The organism is Bacillus paranthracis, assembly GCF_001883995.1.
In the GTDB taxonomy this organism is placed as follows: domain Bacteria; phylum Bacillota; class Bacilli; order Bacillales; family Bacillaceae_G; genus Bacillus_A; species Bacillus_A paranthracis.
In genome coordinates, this window is sequence record NZ_MACE01000043.1 from 21,538 (window position 1) to 43,781 (window position 22,244).

The following is a 22,244-nucleotide window of genomic DNA, read 5'->3' on the forward strand; positions in this document are numbered from 1 at the left end:
AAGTTTATCGTATCGGGATGCTTGGGGGAAGATGTTAAGAAGTTTACGTTTAAAAATTGCGGTAGTATTTTCGGTACTTATTTCTATGATGTTCGTAATATTAGGTACAGCTATGTATGAATTACAGAAAGAGAAGGAAGTGCGCTCCTTAGACCAGTATTCTCAAAATACGATGGATCTTGTGACAGAGCAACTTACGACATTTGTTCAAAGAACGGATGAAGATATGGGGTATTATGCGAACAGTGAGATGATTCGTAATATGCTTCAAGACGGAGTTACTCCAGAAGAGGAAGCATTTTTGACGAAAGAGTTTTCGGAGTATAAAAAGAACCATCCAGGCATTTTAGACTTATATATTGGTACGAAAGATAAAAAAACATTAAGTGCCAATCTTGCTGAAGGTGGAAAAGTGCCAGAGGGATATGATCCAACGACAAGACCTTGGTATAAAGACTCAGAAGCTGATGTGAAAACGGTTCACTGGGGACAACCTATGTATGAAATTGCAACAGGTAAGTTAAGCGTGGGAGTTTCTAAAGCAATTACAGCTCAAGATGGATCTGTATTAGGTGTTGTGGCGATGGATGTATCGCTCGGAACAATTCAGAAATTACTTCATAATATTCAATACAATAACGGCGGAGAAATGTTTATTATAAATGATAAAAATATGGCTCTTGTTTACCCGGAAAAGATAGGGAAAGATGTTTCGAAAGAGCCACTTGTGCAGAGTTTAAATAAAGATGTAACAAAATATGCTGTCACTACATTAAAAGGTGAAGAGGTAGTTGCATATAGTCAGTCATTTGATTTGATGAAATGGAAGATAGGAATTTTTTATCCGAAAGAAACAATTGATGGGCTATTACATAGTACGAGAAATACAGTCATTATAATGGCATGTATTAGCTTATTCGTTGGAATCGTAGCTTCATACTTGTTCTCACGAAGATTAGCAAGACCACTGCAATTATTAACGAATCACGTTCAAAAAGTAGCAGAAGGTGATTTAACGTTGCAAATGAAAGTGACAAGTAAGGATGAAGTTGGAGAACTGACGAACCATTTTAATCATATGGTTGAACAAATGAATGAAATGGTAAGAAAAATTAAAAATAGTGTATCAACCGTGCAACAATCAACGAATAATCTACATTATTTAACGAATGAAACTGTAGCAGCTAGTAAAGAAGTGTCAGGTGCAATGGATGACGTGAGCGGAGGAGCTTCTACGCTCGCTAATAGTGTAGATGAAGTTTCAGAGCAGCTCGAGAATATGGCGCAGTCAGTGGAACAAATGAATAACTCTGTTGGTGAAATAAAAGGAGTAGCTGGCAAAGCAGAAGAGGCATCTAAGCAAGGATTAAATACGATGCGAAATTTAGTTCGTACGAGAGAACAATCTTCTTCAATTGTCGTTCATACAGAGGAAGCATCTGGAAAGTTAGAGCAAAGAGTTGGATCGATTCAAAATGTTGTAGAGCTTATAAAAGGTATTTCGGATCAAACGAATTTACTTGCTTTAAATGCTTCAATCGAGGCGGCACGTGCGGGTGAACAAGGTAAAGGCTTTGCTGTTGTTGCGGAAGAGGTTCGAAAATTAGCGGAACAATCAAAAGAAGCAACAGTAGAAATTGCGACGATGATTGGTGATGTACAAGTAGAGGTAAGAAGAGTTGTAGAAGTTGTAAGTAAATTAAAAGACATTGCGGATATACAAAATAATGTTACGACAGAAGCAGAGGCGGAATTCCGTACAATTATGTCAGTTGTAAATACAATTAGTACTTCAGTAGAGCAAATCGTAGAAGAGGTACATAACATCGGTCACGAACAAGGAGAAATTACAGCGGTCATGCATACAATTGCTGGTACGAGTCAAGAAAGCGCAGCTGTTTCGGAAGAAGTAAATGCTGCAACTGAATCACAAGTGAATCATCTAGAAAAGGTAGCTCATACGATGGAAAGCTTGACGGAGCATATGAGAGACTTGGAAAGATTGGTTGAGCAATTTAAAATAGAGGAATAACAAATTAGTAAAATGATGCGTATTTCGGTAAAATAGATAATGGATATATAAGAAGCAATTATAGGAGGAAGACTACTATGGCAATTGTTGACGTATCGATTATTCCAGTAGGAACAGGTAATCCAAGTGTTAGTGAATATGTAGCAGAAGTACAAAAGGTGCTAGAGAAAAATGCAGATCGCGTGAAGTATCAATTAACACCAATGAATACAATTATTGAAGGAGATCTTCCTGTCATTCTAGAAGTAATTCAACAAATGCATGAAGTTCCATATACGAAAGGTGCACAGCGCGTTGCAACAACAATTCGTATCGATGATCGTCGTGATAAAGTAAGCACAATGGAGAAGAAATTAAACTCTGTTCGATCAAAATTATAAAGAAAAGCAGCGATCTTCGCTGCTTTTTTCATATAGGAGGTAGATAAGATGAGTGAAAAATTTAACGAACAATTTGACGGGTTATTAGAGAAATACACGGAACTATTACTTGGAGAGAGCAATGAAGAGAGAAAAGAACAGGTACAGAAGTGGGCACTGTATTCTTACATAGCGAAGACGATGCCGGCTTTAGTGAAGCACTGGAATGAGACTTATCCCGATGCGAAAGAAGAGATGGTGCAGTTAATTACTGATATTAAAAGGCTGAATGAAGAAAAGAGAAATGAACAATAAAAAAAACTTGGGATAAATATAATCTCAAGTTTTCTCTATTAATATCCTCATATAATTTACATGGAATATAAAGGATTTTATAAGCATGTCGAATATTTTCGGCATGCTTATTTTGTGCCTATTAAACTCTATTTTTCTAAATGTCGAAAAATATTTCAGGCATATTTATAAGCGAGAATATAGGTTTTTAAATGTTTTTATAGTATTTTATAAATTATCTAAATAATTATTTGTATCCAATAATTTTAAACAATGATATAATTTCGAAGAGGGGTAAAAAACAGATAAATCAAGTCATAGGGGTGAATTACATGGAACAATTAATGCGAAATTCGTTTCTTTTCTTATCTAAAAATAAAGCGCTAACAAAACTGGCTAAAAAGTACGGTTTACGCTTTGGTGCAGGTCGCTTTGTCGCAGGGGAGACAATTGAATTAGCGACAGCAGCTATTAAACAATTAAACAAGCAAGGACTTTGTGTAACAATCGATTATTTAGGGGAGTTCGTTGATAATGAAGCGGAAGCAAATGAAATGGCTAACCAATCGATTGAAGCAATCCGTGCTATTGGAAGAGAAGGTTTGGATTCGCAACTTTCTTTAAAGATGACTTCTATGGGATTAGATATCTCTGATGAAATTGTAATGAACAATATGCGCCGCATTTTAGAAGCTGCAAAAGAAAATGGTGTATTCGTTACAATTGATATGGAAGATTATACACGTTGCGGAAAGACAATCGATATCTTTAAACAATTAAAATCTGAGTACGATAATATCGGTACTGTTATTCAAGCTTACCTATATCGTACAGAAAAAGATATTGAGGATTTAAATGCTTATAATCCTAATTTACGTCTTGTAAAAGGGGCTTATAAAGAACCTGAAGAAGTGGCATTCCCAGACAAGAAAGATGTAGATGAAAATTATAAAAAGATTATTAAAATGCACTTATTAAATGGAAATTATACTGCAATTGCTTCACATGACGAAGCGATTATTGAATATACAAAAAAACTTGCCGAAGAACACAACATTCCAAGAGACCAATTTGAATTCCAGATGTTATATGGTATTCGTAATGAGCGTCAACTTGAGCTAGTAAAAGAAGGTTACAAAATGCGTGTTTACGTACCTTATGGAAACGACTGGTATGGTTACTTCATGCGTCGCCTAGCAGAGCGTCCAGCAAACGTTGCGTTCGTATTAAAAGGTATGGTTAAAAAATAACCAAGGAGAAAATACTCCTTGGTTATTTTAATTGCTGAAATGCGTAATGTGCCATTTTCTTTGTATCAGGATACAGTTGCTTGCGAGTAGAAGATAATACAACATTAATGACGCGTTTACCGTCTTTCTCATCCACTGTTACGACTGTATATTTTCCGAGTGCTGATAGACCGCTTTTACTTCCAATTGCATATGGATCGTCATATAGTTCTTCTCGTCCATAGTTTGCAATCTTTGGAGAGCGTTCTGAAGTATGTAGAGTTGTACGCGTTGAATTCATATATTCTAAAACAACTGGGTACTTTAATGCTTCTTTCGTAATTATAGCAATGTCATATGGTGATACTTTGTTTCCTAGTGCATCAGCACCACTTGCGTTTTTGAAAGTCGCATGCTTTGTACCAAGTTCCTTCGCTCTAGCATTCATCATTTTTACAAATTCATTTTTTGATCCTGCGATATGTTCTGCGATGGATTCAGCTATTGGATCTGCACTAATGATAAGCATCAGTTTTAATGCCTCATCACGTTTTAACTTTTCCCCAGCACGAAGTTTAATTTTCTTACTTTGACTTTCTGTTTTAATTGCGTTTTCTGTAACTGTAATTTCCTCATCCTCTTTTACATTCTCTAGTAAAAGAAGCGTTGTCATCATTTTGGCTATACTAGCCGGATAAGAGCGTTCGTCTTCTCGTTTGCCATACAAAATTTCACCTGTGTCTGCATCGATTGTAATCCCGTATTGCCCAGTGATGCTAGGTTGATCGGCTCTTACAGCTTGTTGTCTTTGTGCGTAAGAGAAGAAAATCATCCCTGTAAATAGTGTGGCAATCATTACAATCATAACTATTGTTCGTTTCATTATAATTCCCTCATTTGTTACAAATAAATTGGGCAGAAAAAGCAGCCATTACCCATTATGCCACGTTCTCTGCCCAAAAATATAGCGTTATTTTTCGCCCATATTATGCTTCTTATATTGTTGGTTATTACCTTGACGTCCTTTTTCCACGCCTCGATCAGTTGGTCCAGCGTTTCCTGTCACACTTGCTGCGCTAATTCCAGCCTTTGAAGGGTTCTTCTTAAGTTTTGCCATATATATTCCTCCAGTTTCGTCAGATTATAAAAAGGGAAAGTGTATTTTAGTGAAGAAAATACATATATAGCATGGGCAAATAAAAGAAAAATATTTATTTCAGAAAATTTTATCAATAAATATATTGCGAAAATTTAAACAGTATCATATATTTATTAGTAGAGGCTCACTCATTGATTGCGACTTATGTCGAAAAATTGAATGAGCATTCATTCAAGAATAGGGGGAGAATTGGATGTTCCAAATTAAAAAGGCTGCTGTTCTAGGTTCAGGCGTAATGGGTTCAGGAATTGCGGCACACTTAGCTAATATTGGTATTCCGACATTATTGCTTGATATTGTACCACCTGCGCTTACGAAAGAAGAAGAAGCGAAGGGACTTACATTAGAACATAAAAGTGTGAGAAATCGTTTTAGTAATACGGCACTACAAAAACTATTAAAGCAAAAACCAGCTCCTCTGACAGTGAAAGGAAATTTAGCACTGATTGAAGCAGGTAACTTAGAAGATGACCTTGAGCGTCTAGCTGATGTAGATTGGATTATTGAAGTAGTAGTTGAAAACTTAGATATTAAAAAGAAACTATTTGAAAAAGTAGATGCTGTTCGTAAACCGGGTTCTATCGTAAGCTCGAATACGTCAGGCATTTCAGTTGAAAAAATGGCAGAAGGTCGTTCAGACGACTTCCAGAAACACTTCTTAGGAACACACTTTTTTAACCCACCACGATATTTAAAACTTCTAGAGGTAATACCGACGAAAGAAACTGATCCACAAGTATTAAGCTTCATGAAACTATTTGGCGAAGACGTTCTTGGAAAAGGCGTTGTTATCGCGAAAGACACACCAAACTTTATTGGAAACCGCATCGGTACGTACGGTTTATTAGTAACTCTTCAAGAGATGGTAAAACGCGGCTATAGCATTGGGGAAGTTGATTCTGTAACAGGCCCACTTATTGGTCGTCCGAAGAGCGCAACGTTCCGTACATTAGATGTTGTCGGTTTAGATACATTTGTACACGTTGCAAATAACGTATATGAAAACGTACAAGAAGAAGAGCGCGATGTATTTAAAGTACCAGCTTTCATGCATGACATGCTTGATAAAAAATGGCTTGGAAGCAAAACAGGTCAAGGCTTCTTCTTAAAACAAGGAAAAGAAATTCTAGAATTAAATCCAGAAACAATGGAGTACGAAGCTCGCAAAAAATTAAAAGCTGCATCGATCGAGTTAAGTAAACAAGAAAAAGGTTTATCGAATAAATTGAAAGCGCTTGTATACGCGAAAGACCGCGCAGGAGAGTTGTTATGGAACATCATTACACCAACTCTTTTATACTCTGCAAAACTTCATAAAGAAATTGCTGACGATATCGTTGCAATTGACCAAGCGATGAAGTGGGGCTTCGGCTGGGAGCAAGGACCGTTTGAAGTTTGGGATGCAATTGGCGTTGAAAAGTCCGTTCAAAAGATGGAAGAAAACGGCGTAGTTGTTCCGACTTGGGTGAAAGAAATGTTAGAGAAAGGTTTCACTACTTTCTACAAACATGATAACGGAGATAGCTACTATTACGATAATGGCGAATATAAGTTAATTGAGCGTAATAAAAAGGCCATTTCTCTTAAACAATTAAAAGCGAAAAACGGCGTATTAAAGAAAAATAGTGGAGCGAGCTTAATCGATTTAGGCGACGGCATCCTTTGTTTAGAATTCCATTCGAAGAGCAATGCAATCGGTATGGATATTACGCAAATGATTAACTACGCTGTTGATGAAGTAGAAAAGAATTATAAAGGTCTTGTTATCGGTAACCAATCGAAGAACTTCTGCGTTGGTGCGAACTTAGCAATGATCTTAATGGAAGCACAAGACGACAACTACTTTGAAATTGAGTTAGTTGTGAAAAACTTCCAAGATGCAATGATGAAAATGAAATACTCTTCTAAGCCAGTTGTAGCAGCGCCATTTGGTATGACGCTTGGCGGAGGTACAGAAGTTTGCTTACCAGCAGCGAGCATTCAAGCTTCTAGTGAAACGTATATGGGCTTAGTAGAAGTTGGTGTTGGCTTAATCCCTGGCGGAGGCGGTAATAAAGAGCTATACATTAAACACTTAAATAAAATGGCAAACGGCGTAGAATTTGATCTACAAAAAGTTGCAAATAAAGTGTTCGAAACAGTCGCAATGGCGAAAGTTTCAACTTCAGGACAAGAAGCGGTTTCTCATAACTTCTTAGGTGATAAAGACGGTATTAGTGTGAATGGTGATCACTTACTATACGATGCGAAACAGAAAGCACTTGCTTTATATGAAGCTGGTTATAAAGCACCGATTCGTAAAAAGATACCGGTTGTTGGTGAAACAGGATATGCAACTCTTGCACTTGGTGCAGAAGCAATGCATTTATCTGGTTACATTTCAGAGTACGACCTTCATATTGCGAAGAAACTTGCATATGTCATCGCAGGCGGAAAAGTGCCGTACGGAACAGAAGTTGATGAGCAGTATTTATTAGATGTAGAACGTGAAGCATTTATTAGCTTAGTAAGTGAGATGAAATCACAAGCAAGAATGCAGCACATGCTTGTAAAAGGAAAGCCATTACGTAACTAATAACGAGGGGAGATATCGTTCATGAGAGAAGCTGTCATTGTTGCGGGAGCAAGAACACCAATTGGAAAAGCAAAGAGGGGTTCATTAAAAACAGTTCGTCCTGACGATTTAGGGGCGTTAGTAGTAAAAGAAACGTTAAAGCGTGCGAATTATGAAGGACCAATCGATGATTTAATTTTCGGTTGTGCCATGCCAGAAGCAGAGCAAGGTTTAAATATGGCTCGTAATATCGGCGGATTAGCAGGACTTTCTTACGATGTTCCAGCTATTACAATTAACCGTTACTGTTCTTCAGGTTTACAAAGTATCGCTTACGGAGCAGAGCGCATTATGCTTGGGCACTCGGAAGCGGTATTATCAGGCGGAGCGGAATCAATGAGTTTAGTTCCAATGATGGGACACGTTGTTCGTCCGAATAGTCGCCTTGTAGAAGCAGCTCCAGAATATTATATGGGTATGGGACATACAGCAGAGCAAGTTGCTGTGAAATATGGAATTTCTCGTGAAGAGCAAGATGCATTTGCAGTAAGAAGTCATCAACGTGCTGCGAAAGCATTAGCTGCAGGGAACTTTGCTGATGAAACAGTACCTGTAGATGTAACGTTACGTACTGTTGGAGCAAATAACAAACTGCAAGAAGAAACAATCACTTTCACGCAAGACGAAGGTGTAAGAGCTGAAACGACGCTAGACATTTTAGGGAAATTACGTCCAGCATTTAACGTTCGCGGTTCTGTAACAGCTGGTAACTCTTCACAAATGAGTGACGGGGCAGCATCTGTACTATTAATGGATCGCGAAAAGGCAGTGAGCGATGGCATGAAGCCACTTGCGAAATTCCGTTCATTTGCAGTAGCTGGCGTACCACCAGAAGTAATGGGAATTGGCCCAATCGCTGCAATTCCAAAAGCGTTAAAACTAGCTGGCTTAGAGCTATCTGATATTGGCTTATTCGAACTAAATGAAGCATTCGCTTCTCAATCGATCCAAGTTATTCGTGAACTTGGTTTAGATGAAGAAAAAGTAAACGTAAACGGCGGTGCAATCGCACTTGGACATCCACTTGGCTGTACAGGAGCAAAACTAACACTATCTCTTATTCACGAAATGAAACGCCGCAACGAACAATTCGGTATCGTAACAATGTGTATCGGCGGCGGAATGGGAGCAGCGGGAGTGTTTGAATTACTATAAAAAGTGGAAGCGGCTTGCTCAGAATGTGAGAGGGATGGAGCTTCAGACGTAGAGGCGCTCTTTGCCTCGCAGGAAGAAGCGAAGCCACCGAACATTCTAGCCGCTGGAACTGGATTAGATAAAAAGTGCAGGTGGCTTGCTCAGAACAGGAGGGCGTTGGAAGCCCTGACGAAGAGGCGCTTTTTGCCTCACAGGAAGGGGTGAAACGACCGACTGTTCTAGCCGCTGGAACTGGATTATAAAAAAAGTGGAAGCGGCTTGCTCAGAACGAGACGTCACCAATGCAAAGAATGGAAGCAACAAAGGTTTATAAAAAATAAACGGGAGAGCCAGCTTCTTTCAAAATGAGAGAAGCGGCTTATGAAAATATGAGGGAGGAAATTTTCATGGAAAAAACAGTAGGAAGTGCGGTTAAAGGCGGTAGCTTTTTAGTAGATGAGATTACGATTGATCAAGTGTTTACGCCAGAAGATTTTTCATCTGAGCATAAAATGATTGCAAAAACGACAGAGGACTTTATCGTAAATGAAGTTCTTCCAGAGCTTGAATATTTAGAGCAACATGAGTTTGATCGTTCTGTTCGTCTTTTAAAAGAAGCTGGGGAACTTGGTTTATTAGGCGCTGACGTACCAGAAGAGTACGGCGGAATTGGTCTTGATAAAGTAAGCTCAGCGTTAATCGCAGAGAAATTCTCTCGCGCTGGTGGTTTTGCAATTACTCACGGTGCTCACGTAGGTATCGGATCTTTACCAATCGTGTTATTCGGTAACGAAGAGCAAAAGAAAAAGTATTTACCATTACTTGCAACTGGTGAAAAATTAGCTGCATACGCATTAACAGAGCCAGGTTCAGGATCTGACGCATTAGGTGCAAAAACAACGGCACGTTTAAATGCAGAAGGTACACATTACGTATTAAATGGTGAAAAACAGTGGATTACAAACTCCGCATTCGCTGACGTATTTATCGTATACGCAAAAATTGATGGAGAGCACTTCTCAGCATTTATCGTAGAGAAAGACTACGCTGGTGTATCTACAAGCCCAGAAGAAAAGAAAATGGGTATTAAATGTTCTTCAACTCGTACGTTAATTTTAGAAGATGCGTTAGTACCGAAAGAAAACTTACTTGGTGAAATCGGTAAAGGTCATATTATCGCATTCAACATTTTAAATATTGGTCGTTATAAATTAGGTGTTGGTACAGTTGGGTCTGCGAAACGTGCAGTAGAAATTTCAGCACAATATGCAAACCAACGTCAACAGTTCAAGCAACCAATCGCTCGTTTCCCATTAATTCAAGAGAAACTTGCGAATATGGCAGCAAAAACATATGCAGCTGAAAGCTCTGTATATCGTACAGTAGGCTTATTCGAAAGCCGAATGAGCACATTATCTGAAGAAGAAGTAAAAGACGGTAAAGCAGTAGCAGCTTCTATCGCTGAATATGCAATCGAGTGCTCTTTAAACAAAGTATTCGGTTCTGAAGTACTAGACTATACAGTAGATGAAGGTGTTCAAATTCACGGTGGTTACGGATTTATGGCAGAGTACGAGATTGAAAGAATGTATCGCGATTCTCGTATTAACCGTATTTTCGAAGGAACGAATGAAATTAACCGCCTAATCGTACCAGGTACGTTCTTACGTAAAGCGATGAAAGGTGAATTACCACTTCTTCAAAAAGCACAAAAATTACAAGAAGAGTTAATGATGATGATGCCAGAAGAAGTAGGCGATGAGCCATTAGCACTTCAAAAATATTTAGTAAATAACGCGAAGAAAATCGGCTTAATGGTAGCTGGATTAGCTGCTCAAAAATACGGTAAAGCATTAGATAAAGAGCAAGAAATTCTTGTGAATATCGCTGACATCGTAAGCAACTTATACGCAATGGAGTCAGCTGTTCTTCGTACAGAAAAAGCAATTAAAACAACTGGTCTTGAAAAGAATAAACAAAAAGTGTTATACACTGAAGTATTCTGCCAAGAAGCGTTCAACGAAATCGAAGCACATGCGAAAGAAACACTTATCGCAGTTGAAAACGGCGACATGTTACGCATGATGTTATCATCATTACGTAAATTAACTCGCCACACACCACTTAACGTAATTCCGAAGAAACGTGAAATCGCTGCGAAAATTTTAGAAGATGAGCGTTATACAGTTTAATATCTTTAAATAACAGTAGTCGTTTATACGACTACTGTTATTTTTTCTGAAAAAAATAAATTTTTAGTGACATAAAACTAATACCATTAGTATAATAAAACTAATGGTATTAGTTTTCGTGAAGAGGGAGATGGGAATATGAGAATGATGCATGAAAAAACGGTATATCAATTGTCATTTTTGCCAAGAGTGTTTCCTGTGAATTGTTACTTTGTGGAGGAAGAAGATGGTTTAACTTTAATTGATGCTGCTTTACCATATAGCGCAAAAGGGATCTTGCAGGCGGCTGAGAAAATAGGGAAACCAATTACTAAGATTGTATTAACACATGCGCATGATGATCACATCGGTGCATTAGACGCATTAAAGGAAGTAATTCCTCATGTTCCAGTCTATATTTCTAAGCGGGACGCAAAGCTGTTAGAAGGAGATACGACGTTACAAAAGGATGAACCAAATACGCCAATAAAAGGCGGTGTACCTAAAAAGATAAAAACGGTACCTGATATTTTATTAGAAGATGGTGACCGAGTTGGATCGCTGCTTGCTATTATGACACCGGGACATACACCGGGCTCCATGTCGTTTCTTGATATAAGAAATAAAGCTCTTATTGTTGGAGATGCATTTCAAACAAGAGGAGGTACGGCTGTTTCGGGACAAATGAAATTTTGGTTTCCGTTTCCTGCGATGGCAACGTGGAGTAAAGAAATATCATTACAAAGTGCAGAGAAGTTAAGAGAATATGAGCCTTCCTTACTTGCGGCAGGACATGGGAAAATGATAAAGGATCCAGGTGCTATTATAGAGCTTGCTATTAAGGAAGCGAAGCGGAATATAGAAAGTAGAAAAGAGGGTTAATTTATGTCACCGAGAATCGGACTTACATTACAGAAAATTGTAGAAACAGCAGCAGAAATTGCAGATACAAATGGAATACAAGAAGTAACGTTAGCTTCATTAGCGCAAACATTAGGGGTACGTTCACCCTCGCTATACAATCATGTGAAAGGTTTACAAGATGTACGGAAACATCTTGGTATTTACGGAATCAAACAGCTGTATAACAAACTGGAAGAAGCGGCCGAGGGTAAACGGATGGATGAAGCAATTCATGCTTTAGGAGAAGCGTATGTAGCATTCGTACGTAAACATCCTGGACTGTATGAAGCAACTTTTTTACGAGATGAAGAAGTAAGAAAAGCAGGTGACGGAATTGTAAAGCTTTGTCTTCAAGTTTTACAACAGTACGGCTTAGAAGGAGAGAATGCACTTCATGCGACACGTGGATTCAGAAGTATTTGTCATGGATTTGCGTCGATTGAACAGCAGGGCGGATTTGGTCTGCCATTAGATTTAGATACAAGTTTACATGTATTGTTGGAAACGTTTATTAAAGGATTATGTGGAATGAGAGAGTGAATAAGAGGAGAAAAACATGAATTTGTCGCTGAGCATGCTTTTTATATAGTAGGCTTTGATTTGCTGGAGGGACAATGACAAAAGGATGTGAAGTGAAATGTTTGCAGGGCATTTTGGTTTAGCAGTATTAGTGAAAACAAAGTCACCGAAACTACCACTTTGGGTTCTCATGTTAAGCTCACAATTGTTGGATGTCATTTTTTTGCCACTTTATATTTTAGGAGTAGAGACAATTGAACCTATTAACAGGAATAGTTATGGTGAAGCAATCATTCATGCGGATTACACACACTCTTTAATAGGAGCACTGTTTATTGCTTTTGTTGCAGGAATAGTCGGTACGAGGCTGTGGGGAAAGCGAAATGGCTTTGTTATTGGAGCTGTAGTTTTTAGTCATTGGATTTTAGATTTACTTGTGCACCGTGCTGATTTGCCGTTACTTCCGGGCAATTGCGGGGATTTACCTATGCTTGGTTTTGGATTGTGGAGATTTCCGGCTATTAGTATCATATTGGAATGTATTCTTATTGCGATAGGTGGTATATTATATTTCCGTTTTATCGTTTCAAGTGCGGGCGAACAAAAGAAATTTATAGCAAGAATAATCGGCGGGTTGGTAGTTATATTATTAATTTTTTCGTTGCTCATCAGTATAGTGTCTTGAATATGGATAGCCGGAAACCTTAGAAGCGATTCTAAGGTTTTTTAGTGCGTATGAGTCCAAAAGATTAGATGAGAAAGAGCCTCTAGTGGTTTAGAGGCTTTTTCTTGTTAAATGATATTATTTTGCAGGTTTGAAAAATGTATATATTGCTAAGAAAAAGCAAACGAAGCCGAATACGAAGGGATCTTGATAGGGACTAGGCTCAGAGCCCTTCTGGATTTCTGTAAGGAAGTCGTGTGTTTTCATGTTCATTGCTCCTTTAACTAATAAGTTTTATATGATGCGAGGGTTATAGTGGATAGTAAATATTTTTTGAAATTTCATATAATAATTATTGCATAGCAATTCTATTCCTAAAACTATAAAATATAAAGTTTTCATAATATGTAAAATTGCATATTATTCTTTTTGTAAAATTTGTTATATTATCTTTATATTTAAATTAAGGGATTTTAATGGGATAAATGAGAATAACTGGAGGGATACTGTGAGTAAAACAGTGTTAGAAGCGTATAGTGTGGAAAGAAAAATCGAGAATATAGCATATAAAAATCTATTTGTAATGATAGCAATGATTATAGGGATTTCGCTCCTAGGAGGATTATTTCTTGGTTTAGCCTTTGAGATTTATGGAGAAGAAGCATTAAGTACTAAATTAGAAGGATATTATTTACTCTTATTCGATGCAATTGTTGTTGCTATCGTTTTATTAGCTTATAAACCAGTTCTTCATTTTATTAAATACATTTGGGATGTATCCGTTTTGAAGAATGGGAAGACATATTTATATCTATTAATTGGTTTTATTATCATTGCAGTATCACAATATTTAATGTTACATGTGTTTAGTTTTGAAAGCGCAGCAGAACAAAAGGAACAATTAGGGAGTTTAGGGCTTCAAAATAGCATACAAAGTATTATATATGTGTTAAGTGTTGCTATCATTACACCGGTTAAAGAAGAAATTCTATTTCGAGGTATTTTATATCGATTTTTAGAAAAGAAATATAATTTTTTAGTTAGTATCATTATTTCTTCCTTCATTTTTGGACTTATTCATGGGGGGCTTCTAATTACAGCAACGATTATGGGAATGGTATTTGCAATGTTATACAAAAAGACGCAATCTATTATACCTAGTATTATTTTACACATTGTATGGAACTTGCTTGTGAGTATAAGTATGATTGTATCTCTATAAAAATAAATACATAACCAGTATAAAAGGTGAAGAGCTTAGCTATTCATCTTTTATTTTGTATGCACGTGAAAAAGTTAATTCATGTATACAATCAAAAAATAACTAAATACTAACAGTGAACGAATAAAGAAAGGTAGGAGTATTCCATGCAAAACTTAACAGAGCTTGAAGTAGAAAACTTACGTCATTTAATTGGTGGACACGCAACAATTATTAACAAATTGGAGCAGTATGCACAGACGTGTACGGATCCACAACTGAAACAAATGCTACAAAAAGATGCGCAAGATGCACGAAATACGAAGCAACAATTAATGACTTTCCTAGGATAGGAGGAAGCGGAACATGAATGAAAAAGATATGGTAAATGATTATTTAGCAGGATTAAATGCAAGTTTAACAAGTTATGCAAATTATATTGCTCAGTCTGATAATGAACAGTTACACCAAACGTTAATTCAAATTCGTAATCAAGATGAAATGCGCCAACGTAATATGTATGAGTACGCAAAGCAAAAGAGTTATTACAAGCCGGCAGCACCTGCAAATCCGATGATTGTACAACAATTAAAAAGCCAATTAAGTGCGGAATAACAGGGAAAAGAAAACGAGCGAATCTATTTGCTCGTTTTCTTTTTGTATATATCAATAAATACATAATAAATATTTTTCCAGTTGTAACAAATATGACGAAAATGGAATATGGCAATTCACAAAAAGGACAAAAACTTTGTTCAATATTTCACAAAGTATCCATGGTTTCTATCGTGGGAATCTCTATAATTAAGGGTGTAAAGAACAAAAGAAATAGATTATATGATCAATTAGGAGAGATTGCTATGAAAAGACATACAAGAAAAATTGCAATTATCGGTACTGGATTAGTTGGATCAAGTTGTGCATATTCCATTGTCAATCAAGGCATTTGCGAAGAGCTATTATTAATTGATATAAATCATGAACGTGCAGTTGGGGAAGCAATGGATTTATCACACTGCATTAACTTTACAAATACAAGAACAAAAGTATATGCAGGAAGCTATGAAGACTGCAAAGATATGGACATCGTTATTATTACAGCAGGACCAGCACCAAAGCCAGGACAAAGTCGCTTAGATACTTTAGGAGCAAGCGCAAAGATTATGGAAAGTGTTGTTGGCGGCGTAATGGAAAGTGGATTTGATGGTATTTTCTTACTTGCATCAAACCCAGTTGATATTATTACATATCAAGTGTGGAAATTATCTGGATTACCTAGAAATCGTGTGATCGGTACTGGTACATCACTAGATTCTTCTCGCTTACGAACAATTTTATCTGAAATGTTACATGTAGATCCTCGTAGTATTCATGGGTATTCATTAGGAGAACATGGTGATTCTCAAATGGTTGCTTGGTCACACGTAACTGTTGGTGGAAAACCAATTCTGCAAATATTAGAAGAACAAAAAGAACGATTTGGTGAAATAGATTTAGATGAAATCGTTGAGAAGACTGCGAAAGCCGGATGGGAAATTTATAAACGAAAAGGTACTACTTATTACGGAATCGGAAATTCTCTAGCATATATTGCAAACTCAATCTTTAACGATGATCACCGTGTCATTGCTGTATCAGCTATTTTAGATGGTGAGTATGGTGAATATGATATTTGTACAGGAGTGCCAGCTATTATTACTAGAGATGGTATAAGAGAAATTGTAGAACTAAATTTAACGGAGGATGAAGAATCTCGATTCGCAAAATCAAACGACATTTTACGTGATTATATGAAAACAATTGGCTACTAACTTATAGGAGAAGGTGAAACAAATGAAGGAATATATAATGTCTCGTGTATTTAAAGCATCAGCTGGAATCGCACAAGGTATTTTCGTATCCCTTGGAATTGGTTTACTAATCGAAAATATAGGAAGAATTGTTGATATTCCGTTGCTTATTACAATCGGAGTTGTTGCAAAATCACTTATGGCACCAGCCATTGGTGCTGGAATTGCTTTTATGCTCGGTGCAAACGGTCTTGTAATCTTCTCAGCTATGGTAGCTGGAGCAATTGGTGCCGGATCCATTTCAATTACTGAAGCAGGTCTAATTATTAAAACAGGTGAGCCAATCGGTGCATTATTAACAGCGACTTTAGCTGTATATATTGGTAAACGTTTAAGTGGAAAAACTGCGTTAGATATGATGCTCGTTCCATTTGCGGCAATATTAGGTTCTGGTTTAGTCGGTATTTGGTTATCTCATAATATTACTCCTGTTTTAAATGCAGTTGGAGCATTCATTAAAGATAGTTCAGCTGGTAGCCCGTTTATCGCTTCTATCGTCATTGCAGTCGTTTGGGGACTATTACTTATCTCTCCAGCTTCATCAGCTGCGTTAGCGATCGCACTTAGCTTAGACGGTGTTGCAGGTGGTGCTGCTCTTGCAGGCTGCGTTGCTCAGTTTATCGGATTCTCTGTCATCTCAGCGAAAGAAAATAATTTAGGTGGCATATTAGCTCAAGCACTTTGTACTCCGAAAGTACAGTTGCCAAATATCACTAAAAATCCAATGATTCTCGTCCCAACTGTCGTCGCCAGTGCAATAGTTGGTCCAGTATCCGCATTAATTTTCCAACTGGAAGCAGGAAAAGAAATTGCAGGTCTTGGATTAAGTTCTCTTATTGCACCAATTAATTTAATTTCCAGCGAAGGATGGGAAGTTGTCCCAGCGATGGTAATCACTTATATCGTCATTCCAGTAGCTGTTTCTTATATACTTTACATTGCTCTTAAAAAAGCAGGTCGTATTCACTCTGGTGATATGACTGTACCGCAATCTTAACTTAAAAATCTCCTTTTATATAGAGAAAAGCAGACTGAGAAGCCACAGTCTGCTTTTTACATTTTATGATTTTGTTTTACTGGAACACGTACGGTTTCTTTTGCTAATAAAAGCTGAACGCCGAAGTAGAGTATGCTTGCAAGCGTCATTCCAGAAATGGCGTCTACAAATGCGTGTTGCTTTGTAAATAGCGTTGATAAAATAATAAGCGTACCGAAGAAGGTAAGAATGTAATATTCAAAAGCATGTTGTTCTCTACGTCTAAAGGCAGCTAACATAATGATAAAGGTAGTAAGAACGTGAATGCTAGGGAAACAATTTACCGGTTGATCGATACTATAAATATAGCGGACTAGTTCGGAAAATACGTCTGTTCCAACGACGGTTGGACGTGGTACAGTTGTTTGCCAAAAATAATAAATAGAAAAACAAGCAAGTTTTCCAAGAATGATACTACTTAAAGTGACATAATATTGTTTTCGATCTGCAAAGCAATAATAAATAAGTGCGCCGTATAAGTAAGGAAACCAAATTAAATAAGGAATAATAAATGCTTTCACAAATGGAATCCAATCATCTACTACAGTTGTGACATCTACTGCGTGTACAGTCGATTTATTTAATACATCGTAAAGGGGACTTACGAGTACGAGTAGAAGTATATAACTTAACGGAAGAAAAGATGAAAGTTTAAATTTCTTCATGATAATCTCCTATGTTTAGTAATGTAAGTAAATTCAATTGATTATAATATAGAAACGTAATTTGGGCTATCGATTTTACTTACATTTTCTTGAATGAACCTTACGTTTTTGTCACTTGACTGAAAAGAAGGGGAGGGTGCTAAATGAAGCGTTTATCGTATTTCTTAGTTTTTATATTCATATGCCTAGTCGGTGCTGGGTGTGCAAAGGATAAAGAAGGAGAGAAATTAGAATATAACGGAAGAGCACTCGTAATTGGAGTTGTTGGAGAAAAACCGAAAGATACGTTTAGGAATGTAAAGTTTGAGGAAATAAAGTTAGAGGAACTGGAAAAGAAATCTAAGGAAGTAGATGGTTTTCTAATAATGAAAGATCACTTTCAAGAAGCCTCAACAGAGCAATATAAAAATGTATTTTCATCACTAAAGAAACCAGTATTTTTTATCGGTTTACAAGATAAATCATATTCGATTTTTATTACAAAAGGGATAGAGTATAACAGTGCCCGAAAAGATGTAAATGCGATGTATACGCAAGGGTTTGCAAATATCGGAAGTGGTGAAGGACAACAATGGGCAGTTGGTTTATCTAATGGCGGAAATACAGAAGAAAGTATTCATAATATGTATATCGTCGTATTTCAAACAATTGCAGATTATTTGAATAGATGAGGAAGAAGCCTGTAAACAAGGTTTCTCCTTTATTTTGCATTCAGGAATTGGTTATATAATGGTCCAAATGATTCCATTTTTATGAGGTTACTAGTAGGGCTTTTTTATTAACAGTAATTCCTCAATATACACGAAATATGCAAATATGCATATTGTATTTATTTGGAATTTTTGTATGTTAAAATTAAATATAGAGATTTTTTATATGTAATGAACTAAAATTAGAAATATCCAATGAATTTTGAGAGGTGTTACATGTTTAAAAATAAGAAATTAATTCGATTCGGTCTAACATTACTTGTATGTTTATTTGTAATTGATTTTACAATCAGTTATTTTCAAACATATCTTGAATCAGCGGCAGGTATTAAATGGGCAGTATCAGAAACTTGGAGAACTATTTTGTTAGATGCCCCTGAAAGTATATTGGTTATTTTAGGCGCAATTGCTTTATATGATTTCACAAAAGAAACATCGCCAAAAGACGCATCTATTTAAATGCGTCTTTTTTATTTCATGCAATTAGCAATTTTGTGGATGGTAGTCTTGCTATCAATGATAGAGCATTATGCCATACAATGAAGATAATATTAGAAATTTATGGGGATGATTACGTTGAGGGAATTTTTAATTAGTTATGCTGCAAGCCTGCTTACTTTTACTATTATATGGTTCTTAATACCGTATATTTCGGATCCTAGTTATTCTAACGAGAATGGTTTACCTAACATAGTTGGATTTATTGTAATTCTCATCATATTTGGTAGTGTATTAGATCTTGTAGCTTGCCTAATTGGAGAAGTGTTATACAGGAACATAAAACAATGTAGGAAGTTTCGAGTTGGAATTCCTGTATTTATTGGACTATCTCTTATCTATATATTTATACTCTCTCTTTTTACTATTACTAGTGCATATGCTTCTAGTTTAGTTGCACCTACTATTATGGGTTCCTTAGCTTTTTATGTAGTACGTAGAAAAATATAATTAACCTCAGCTAACGATAATGATGTAAATAAGCTAGTGGCGATTCCGCAAAGAGTTTAAATAAACTACGAAAAAGTAGAAAAGTATACATTTCTGCTTTAATAAAGGATACGTTTACCTTTAGATTGATGATAAAAAAGAAGTGCTCCTGTTTCTAAGCAAGGGCACTTCTTTTTATATTTCAGTCAGTAATTTGAATTTCATATTCTCAGGAGCAGTTACTTTTGCTTTATTGATGATAGGCTTAATAACTTTTTTATGGGCTCACTACTACGGTCAAAATCGTTAGTTCCTTTCATCTGTACGCCTTTGTCATGTAAAGTGTTTCCGGGTTTTGTGACTATAGGCTGAACTGGTTAAATAAACGTTTGTTTAAGATGTATGTTCGGCAGGAAGAAAACGATGCAGCTCAAGGGTTAATAAAGAAAAAAGGGAATTAATCAAACGTTTGTTTAAGATGTATGTTCGGTAGGAAGAAAGCGATACAGCTCAAGGGTTAACAAAGAAAAAAGGGGAGTTAATCAAACGTTTGTTTAAGATATATGTTCGGAGAGTGATAAGAGAAGAATCTAAAAAAATTTATATATTTATTTTTTCTTAACAAATGGCGGAAAAATAAGAAAAATTCGCAGGATTATTAAAAATTATCACGAAATAAGTAAAAGTTTAGCGAATAATCGTTTGAAATAATAAAACGTTTTCTATATGATAAAGGTAAAGGTTAGTAAAAAAGTAGGTGAATTTATGACAGTAACATTTTATTCATATCCAAAGTGTGGCACATGTCAAAAAGCAAAGAAATGGTTTGAGGCAAACGATGTAGCATATGAGATGATTCATATTGTTGAAAATCCACCATCAAAAGAAGATTTACGTAATTTACATGAAAAAAGTGAATTACCATTAAAAAAATTCTTTAATACAAGTGGAATGCGTTACCGTGAACTTGGTCTGAAAGATAAGTTAAAAGATGCAAGTGAAGACGAAATGTACGAGCTTTTAGCATCTGATGGCATGTTGATTAAACGTCCAATTGTAACAGATGGAACGAAGGTAACACTTGGTTTTAACGAAGAGCAGTTTGAAAGTGTGTGGAAAAAGTACCAATAAGGTATTTTTACATAATTAATACATTCACTGGAGGTACAGTCATGAGCATTCCAAATAATTTACGTTACTCTGAAGAACACGAATGGGTAAAAACTGAAGGTAATGAAGTTGTTATCGGTATTACTCACTTTGCACAAAGTGAGCTAGGCGATATCGTATTCGTTGAACTTCCAGAAGTAGGTGCAACAATCGAAGCTGACGAGCCATTCGGAAGCGTAGAATCTGTTAAAACAGTTTCTGAATTATATGCACCTGTAAGCGGTAAAGTTGTAGCAGTAAACGAAGAATTAAGTGACCAACCAGAACTTGTTAACGAATCTCCATACGAGGGTGCATGGATGGTTAAAGTTGAACTTTCTGATGCAAGCCAAGTTGAGAAGTTATTAACTGCTGAAAAATATGCAGAAATGACAAACCAAGACTAATTATAGTCGACTGAAGGACAGCCTTTGTGCTGTCCTTTTTTATTTTGTGTTACATAATGCATTTAAAAACGAGCGCAAATGAATAAGCTATTATGGGAATGAATGTTTTTCGATAAGGTTTCATGGGGCTTTGTAATCTGAACGAGCCGCTTGCGCTTTTCATTATGATCCAGCTCCAGCAGCTAGATTGTTCGGTGGCTTCGCTTCTTCCTGCAAGGCAAAAAGCGCCTTTACGTCAGAAGCTCCATCCCCCTCACAATCTGAACGAGCCGCTTGCGCTTTTCATTGTCTAGCTCCACCTCCTAGCCCTTCATGTCTAAGAACCTTCCGCACGAGAAGACAAAAAGCGTCTTCTGTGCGAAAGAACCTTAGCCAACAGGGCTAAGCAGTCGGTTCCGCTTTTCTTTTGCAAAAATAAACAGGAAACAACATGAAAATAACGAATATACTATATACTAAGTTAAAGGTTGTATAGTATATGGTGATCGGGTGATGACATATGATTTATGTAGAAAAAGTCATTATTGTAGAAGGTACATCAGATAGAAGAAAGATTGAATCTATTATTCGGGAACCGGTGGAAATTGTTTGTACAAATGGTACAATTGGTTTGTCGAAAATGGATGAGCTCGTTGATCAGTTTTTTGATAAGGAAGTGTATGTCCTAGTGGATGCTGATGATGCTGGAGAAAAGTTAAGGAAACAGTTTCGAAAAGAATTTCCGCAAGCAGAGCATATTTATATTGATCGCTCGTACCGGGAAGTGGCAACAGCACCATCTTCACACTTAGCAAATGTATTATGGGGAGCTGACATTGACGTTTATACAGAATATTTACGGTAAGGAATGATAGAAGTGATTGATTGGACAGGAGCCGAAGCTACAGCCCTAATAGAGAACGAAGAAAAAACAGTGTTATATGTATATACTCCAATGTGTGGAACATGCCAATTAGCAAAAAAGATGTTAACAGTCGTTGAGATGACAATTGAAGATTTGAAAATTGGGATGTTAGATTTAAATTATGCTCCGCATTTCGCGAAAGAGTATGGAATTGAAAGTGTACCGTGTTTACTTGTTTTTGAAAATGGGACACTCATGAAGAAGATATATGCATTTCATTCGGTTGAATATTTATATACGGAATTAAAGTAGGCGGCAAAGTTTTTGCCGCCTCGACATATTTCTTGGGAAATATGTCGAGATGCAGGGTGGTTACA

The 22,244-nt window shown here is 36.6% G+C and carries 25 protein-coding genes; 22 read left to right on the forward strand and 3 right to left on the reverse strand.

Annotated elements, in window-relative coordinates; all coding sequences use genetic code 11:
- Positions 1-31: 31 nt before the first annotated feature.
- From BAQ46_RS15900 to BAQ46_RS15915, 4 genes are all read left to right on the forward strand, one after another.
- Positions 32-2,032, forward strand: coding sequence for a methyl-accepting chemotaxis protein (locus BAQ46_RS15900; RefSeq protein WP_071742145.1), 2,001 nt, complete (start codon positions 32-34; stop codon positions 2,030-2,032).
- A 77-nt stretch (positions 2,033-2,109) separates the two neighbouring features.
- Positions 2,110-2,412 (forward strand): MTH1187 family thiamine-binding protein, encoded by a 303-nt coding sequence (locus BAQ46_RS15905; protein ID WP_001018860.1) that lies wholly within the window; start codon positions 2,110-2,112, stop codon positions 2,410-2,412.
- 48 nt (positions 2,413-2,460) lie between these two features.
- A complete protein-coding gene (locus tag BAQ46_RS15910) occupies positions 2,461-2,706 on the forward strand; it encodes a YusU family protein (RefSeq protein ID WP_001290594.1) in 246 nt (81 codons plus the stop codon).
- A gap of 311 nt (positions 2,707-3,017) precedes the next feature.
- Positions 3,018-3,935 carry a proline dehydrogenase family protein gene (locus BAQ46_RS15915; RefSeq protein WP_000436775.1) on the forward strand — a complete coding sequence of 306 codons (918 nt, stop codon included), beginning with the start codon at positions 3,018-3,020 and terminating at the stop codon, positions 3,933-3,935.
- Between the two features lie 22 nt (positions 3,936-3,957).
- Here the strand turns inward: BAQ46_RS15915 and BAQ46_RS15920 are convergent, their stop codons facing one another.
- Both BAQ46_RS15920 and BAQ46_RS15925 read right to left on the reverse strand, forming a co-directional pair.
- A complete protein-coding gene (locus BAQ46_RS15920; RefSeq protein WP_000831472.1) occupies positions 3,958-4,797 on the reverse strand; it encodes a D-alanyl-D-alanine carboxypeptidase family protein in 840 nt (279 codons plus the stop codon).
- An 87-nt stretch (positions 4,798-4,884) separates the two neighbouring features.
- A complete protein-coding gene (locus BAQ46_RS15925; RefSeq protein WP_001096347.1) occupies positions 4,885-5,031 on the reverse strand; it encodes a YuzL family protein in 147 nt (48 codons plus the stop codon).
- A gap of 235 nt (positions 5,032-5,266) precedes the next feature.
- Between BAQ46_RS15925 and BAQ46_RS15930 the strand changes: the two genes are divergently transcribed.
- The 11 genes from BAQ46_RS15930 (at position 5,267) to BAQ46_RS15990 (ending at position 17,126) form a co-directional block, all read left to right on the forward strand.
- Positions 5,267-7,648 carry a 3-hydroxyacyl-CoA dehydrogenase/enoyl-CoA hydratase family protein gene (locus BAQ46_RS15930; RefSeq protein WP_071742146.1) on the forward strand — a complete coding sequence of 794 codons (2,382 nt, stop codon included), beginning with the start codon at positions 5,267-5,269 and terminating at the stop codon, positions 7,646-7,648.
- A 21-nt stretch (positions 7,649-7,669) separates the two neighbouring features.
- The gene (locus tag BAQ46_RS15935; RefSeq protein WP_001206325.1) at positions 7,670-8,842 is read left to right on the forward strand and encodes an acetyl-CoA C-acetyltransferase; all 1,173 of its coding nucleotides are present in this window, start codon (positions 7,670-7,672) and stop codon (positions 8,840-8,842) included.
- A gap of 386 nt (positions 8,843-9,228) precedes the next feature.
- Entirely contained in the window at positions 9,229-11,013 is a 1,785-nt protein-coding gene (locus BAQ46_RS15945) for an acyl-CoA dehydrogenase family protein (RefSeq protein ID WP_000416296.1), read from the forward strand.
- A 138-nt stretch (positions 11,014-11,151) separates the two neighbouring features.
- Entirely contained in the window at positions 11,152-11,874 is a 723-nt protein-coding gene (locus BAQ46_RS15950; RefSeq protein WP_071742148.1) for an MBL fold metallo-hydrolase, read from the forward strand.
- A gap of 3 nt (positions 11,875-11,877) precedes the next feature.
- Complete coding sequence (locus tag BAQ46_RS15955; RefSeq protein WP_071742149.1) at positions 11,878-12,435, forward strand: TetR/AcrR family transcriptional regulator; 558 nt, start codon at positions 11,878-11,880, stop codon at positions 12,433-12,435.
- 97 nt (positions 12,436-12,532) lie between these two features.
- Positions 12,533-13,099 (forward strand): permease, encoded by a 567-nt coding sequence (locus BAQ46_RS15960; RefSeq protein ID WP_071742150.1) that lies wholly within the window; start codon positions 12,533-12,535, stop codon positions 13,097-13,099.
- 487 nt (positions 13,100-13,586) lie between these two features.
- Positions 13,587-14,300, forward strand: a complete 714-nt coding sequence (locus BAQ46_RS15965; RefSeq protein ID WP_071742151.1) for a CPBP family intramembrane glutamic endopeptidase — start codon at positions 13,587-13,589, stop codon at positions 14,298-14,300.
- Between the two features lie 146 nt (positions 14,301-14,446).
- Complete coding sequence (locus tag BAQ46_RS15970; protein ID WP_001180555.1) at positions 14,447-14,632, forward strand: hypothetical protein; 186 nt, start codon at positions 14,447-14,449, stop codon at positions 14,630-14,632.
- 13 nt (positions 14,633-14,645) lie between these two features.
- Positions 14,646-14,894 (forward strand): spore coat protein, encoded by a 249-nt coding sequence (locus BAQ46_RS15975; protein ID WP_001002987.1) that lies wholly within the window; start codon positions 14,646-14,648, stop codon positions 14,892-14,894.
- Positions 14,895-15,139: 245 nt separating this feature from the next.
- Positions 15,140-16,090, forward strand: a complete 951-nt coding sequence (locus tag BAQ46_RS15985; RefSeq protein WP_000820657.1) for an L-lactate dehydrogenase — start codon at positions 15,140-15,142, stop codon at positions 16,088-16,090.
- A 22-nt stretch (positions 16,091-16,112) separates the two neighbouring features.
- A complete protein-coding gene (locus BAQ46_RS15990; protein WP_000666170.1) occupies positions 16,113-17,126 on the forward strand; it encodes a PTS sugar transporter subunit IIC in 1,014 nt (337 codons plus the stop codon).
- Between the two features lie 56 nt (positions 17,127-17,182).
- Here the strand turns inward: BAQ46_RS15990 and BAQ46_RS15995 are convergent, their stop codons facing one another.
- Positions 17,183-17,830: a phosphatase PAP2 family protein gene (locus tag BAQ46_RS15995; RefSeq protein WP_000713754.1), complete on the reverse strand. Its 648-nt coding sequence runs from the start codon at positions 17,828-17,830 to the stop codon at positions 17,183-17,185.
- A 143-nt stretch (positions 17,831-17,973) separates the two neighbouring features.
- On the opposite strand from BAQ46_RS15995, the gene BAQ46_RS16000 reads away from it, so the two are divergent.
- From BAQ46_RS16000 to BAQ46_RS16035, 7 genes are all read left to right on the forward strand, one after another.
- A complete protein-coding gene (locus tag BAQ46_RS16000) occupies positions 17,974-18,501 on the forward strand; it encodes a hypothetical protein (RefSeq protein ID WP_000826892.1) in 528 nt (175 codons plus the stop codon).
- Positions 18,502-18,756: 255 nt separating this feature from the next.
- Positions 18,757-18,999 (forward strand): DUF3937 family protein, encoded by a 243-nt coding sequence (locus tag BAQ46_RS16010; protein ID WP_000475829.1) that lies wholly within the window; start codon positions 18,757-18,759, stop codon positions 18,997-18,999.
- A 117-nt stretch (positions 19,000-19,116) separates the two neighbouring features.
- Positions 19,117-19,488 (forward strand): hypothetical protein, encoded by a 372-nt coding sequence (locus tag BAQ46_RS16015; RefSeq protein ID WP_080501294.1) that lies wholly within the window; start codon positions 19,117-19,119, stop codon positions 19,486-19,488.
- A 744-nt stretch (positions 19,489-20,232) separates the two neighbouring features.
- Positions 20,233-20,598: an arsenate reductase family protein gene (locus BAQ46_RS16020; protein WP_000218967.1), complete on the forward strand. Its 366-nt coding sequence runs from the start codon at positions 20,233-20,235 to the stop codon at positions 20,596-20,598.
- Positions 20,599-20,639: 41 nt separating this feature from the next.
- Positions 20,640-21,023, forward strand: a complete 384-nt coding sequence (gene gcvH, locus BAQ46_RS16025) for a glycine cleavage system protein GcvH (RefSeq protein WP_000026900.1) — start codon at positions 20,640-20,642, stop codon at positions 21,021-21,023.
- Positions 21,024-21,522: 499 nt separating this feature from the next.
- The gene (locus tag BAQ46_RS16030) at positions 21,523-21,867 is read left to right on the forward strand and encodes a toprim domain-containing protein (RefSeq protein WP_000640869.1); all 345 of its coding nucleotides are present in this window, start codon (positions 21,523-21,525) and stop codon (positions 21,865-21,867) included.
- Positions 21,868-21,870: 3 nt separating this feature from the next.
- Positions 21,871-22,179 carry a thioredoxin family protein gene (locus tag BAQ46_RS16035; RefSeq protein WP_001998544.1) on the forward strand — a complete coding sequence of 103 codons (309 nt, stop codon included), beginning with the start codon at positions 21,871-21,873 and terminating at the stop codon, positions 22,177-22,179.
- Positions 22,180-22,244: the final 65 nt, after the last annotated feature.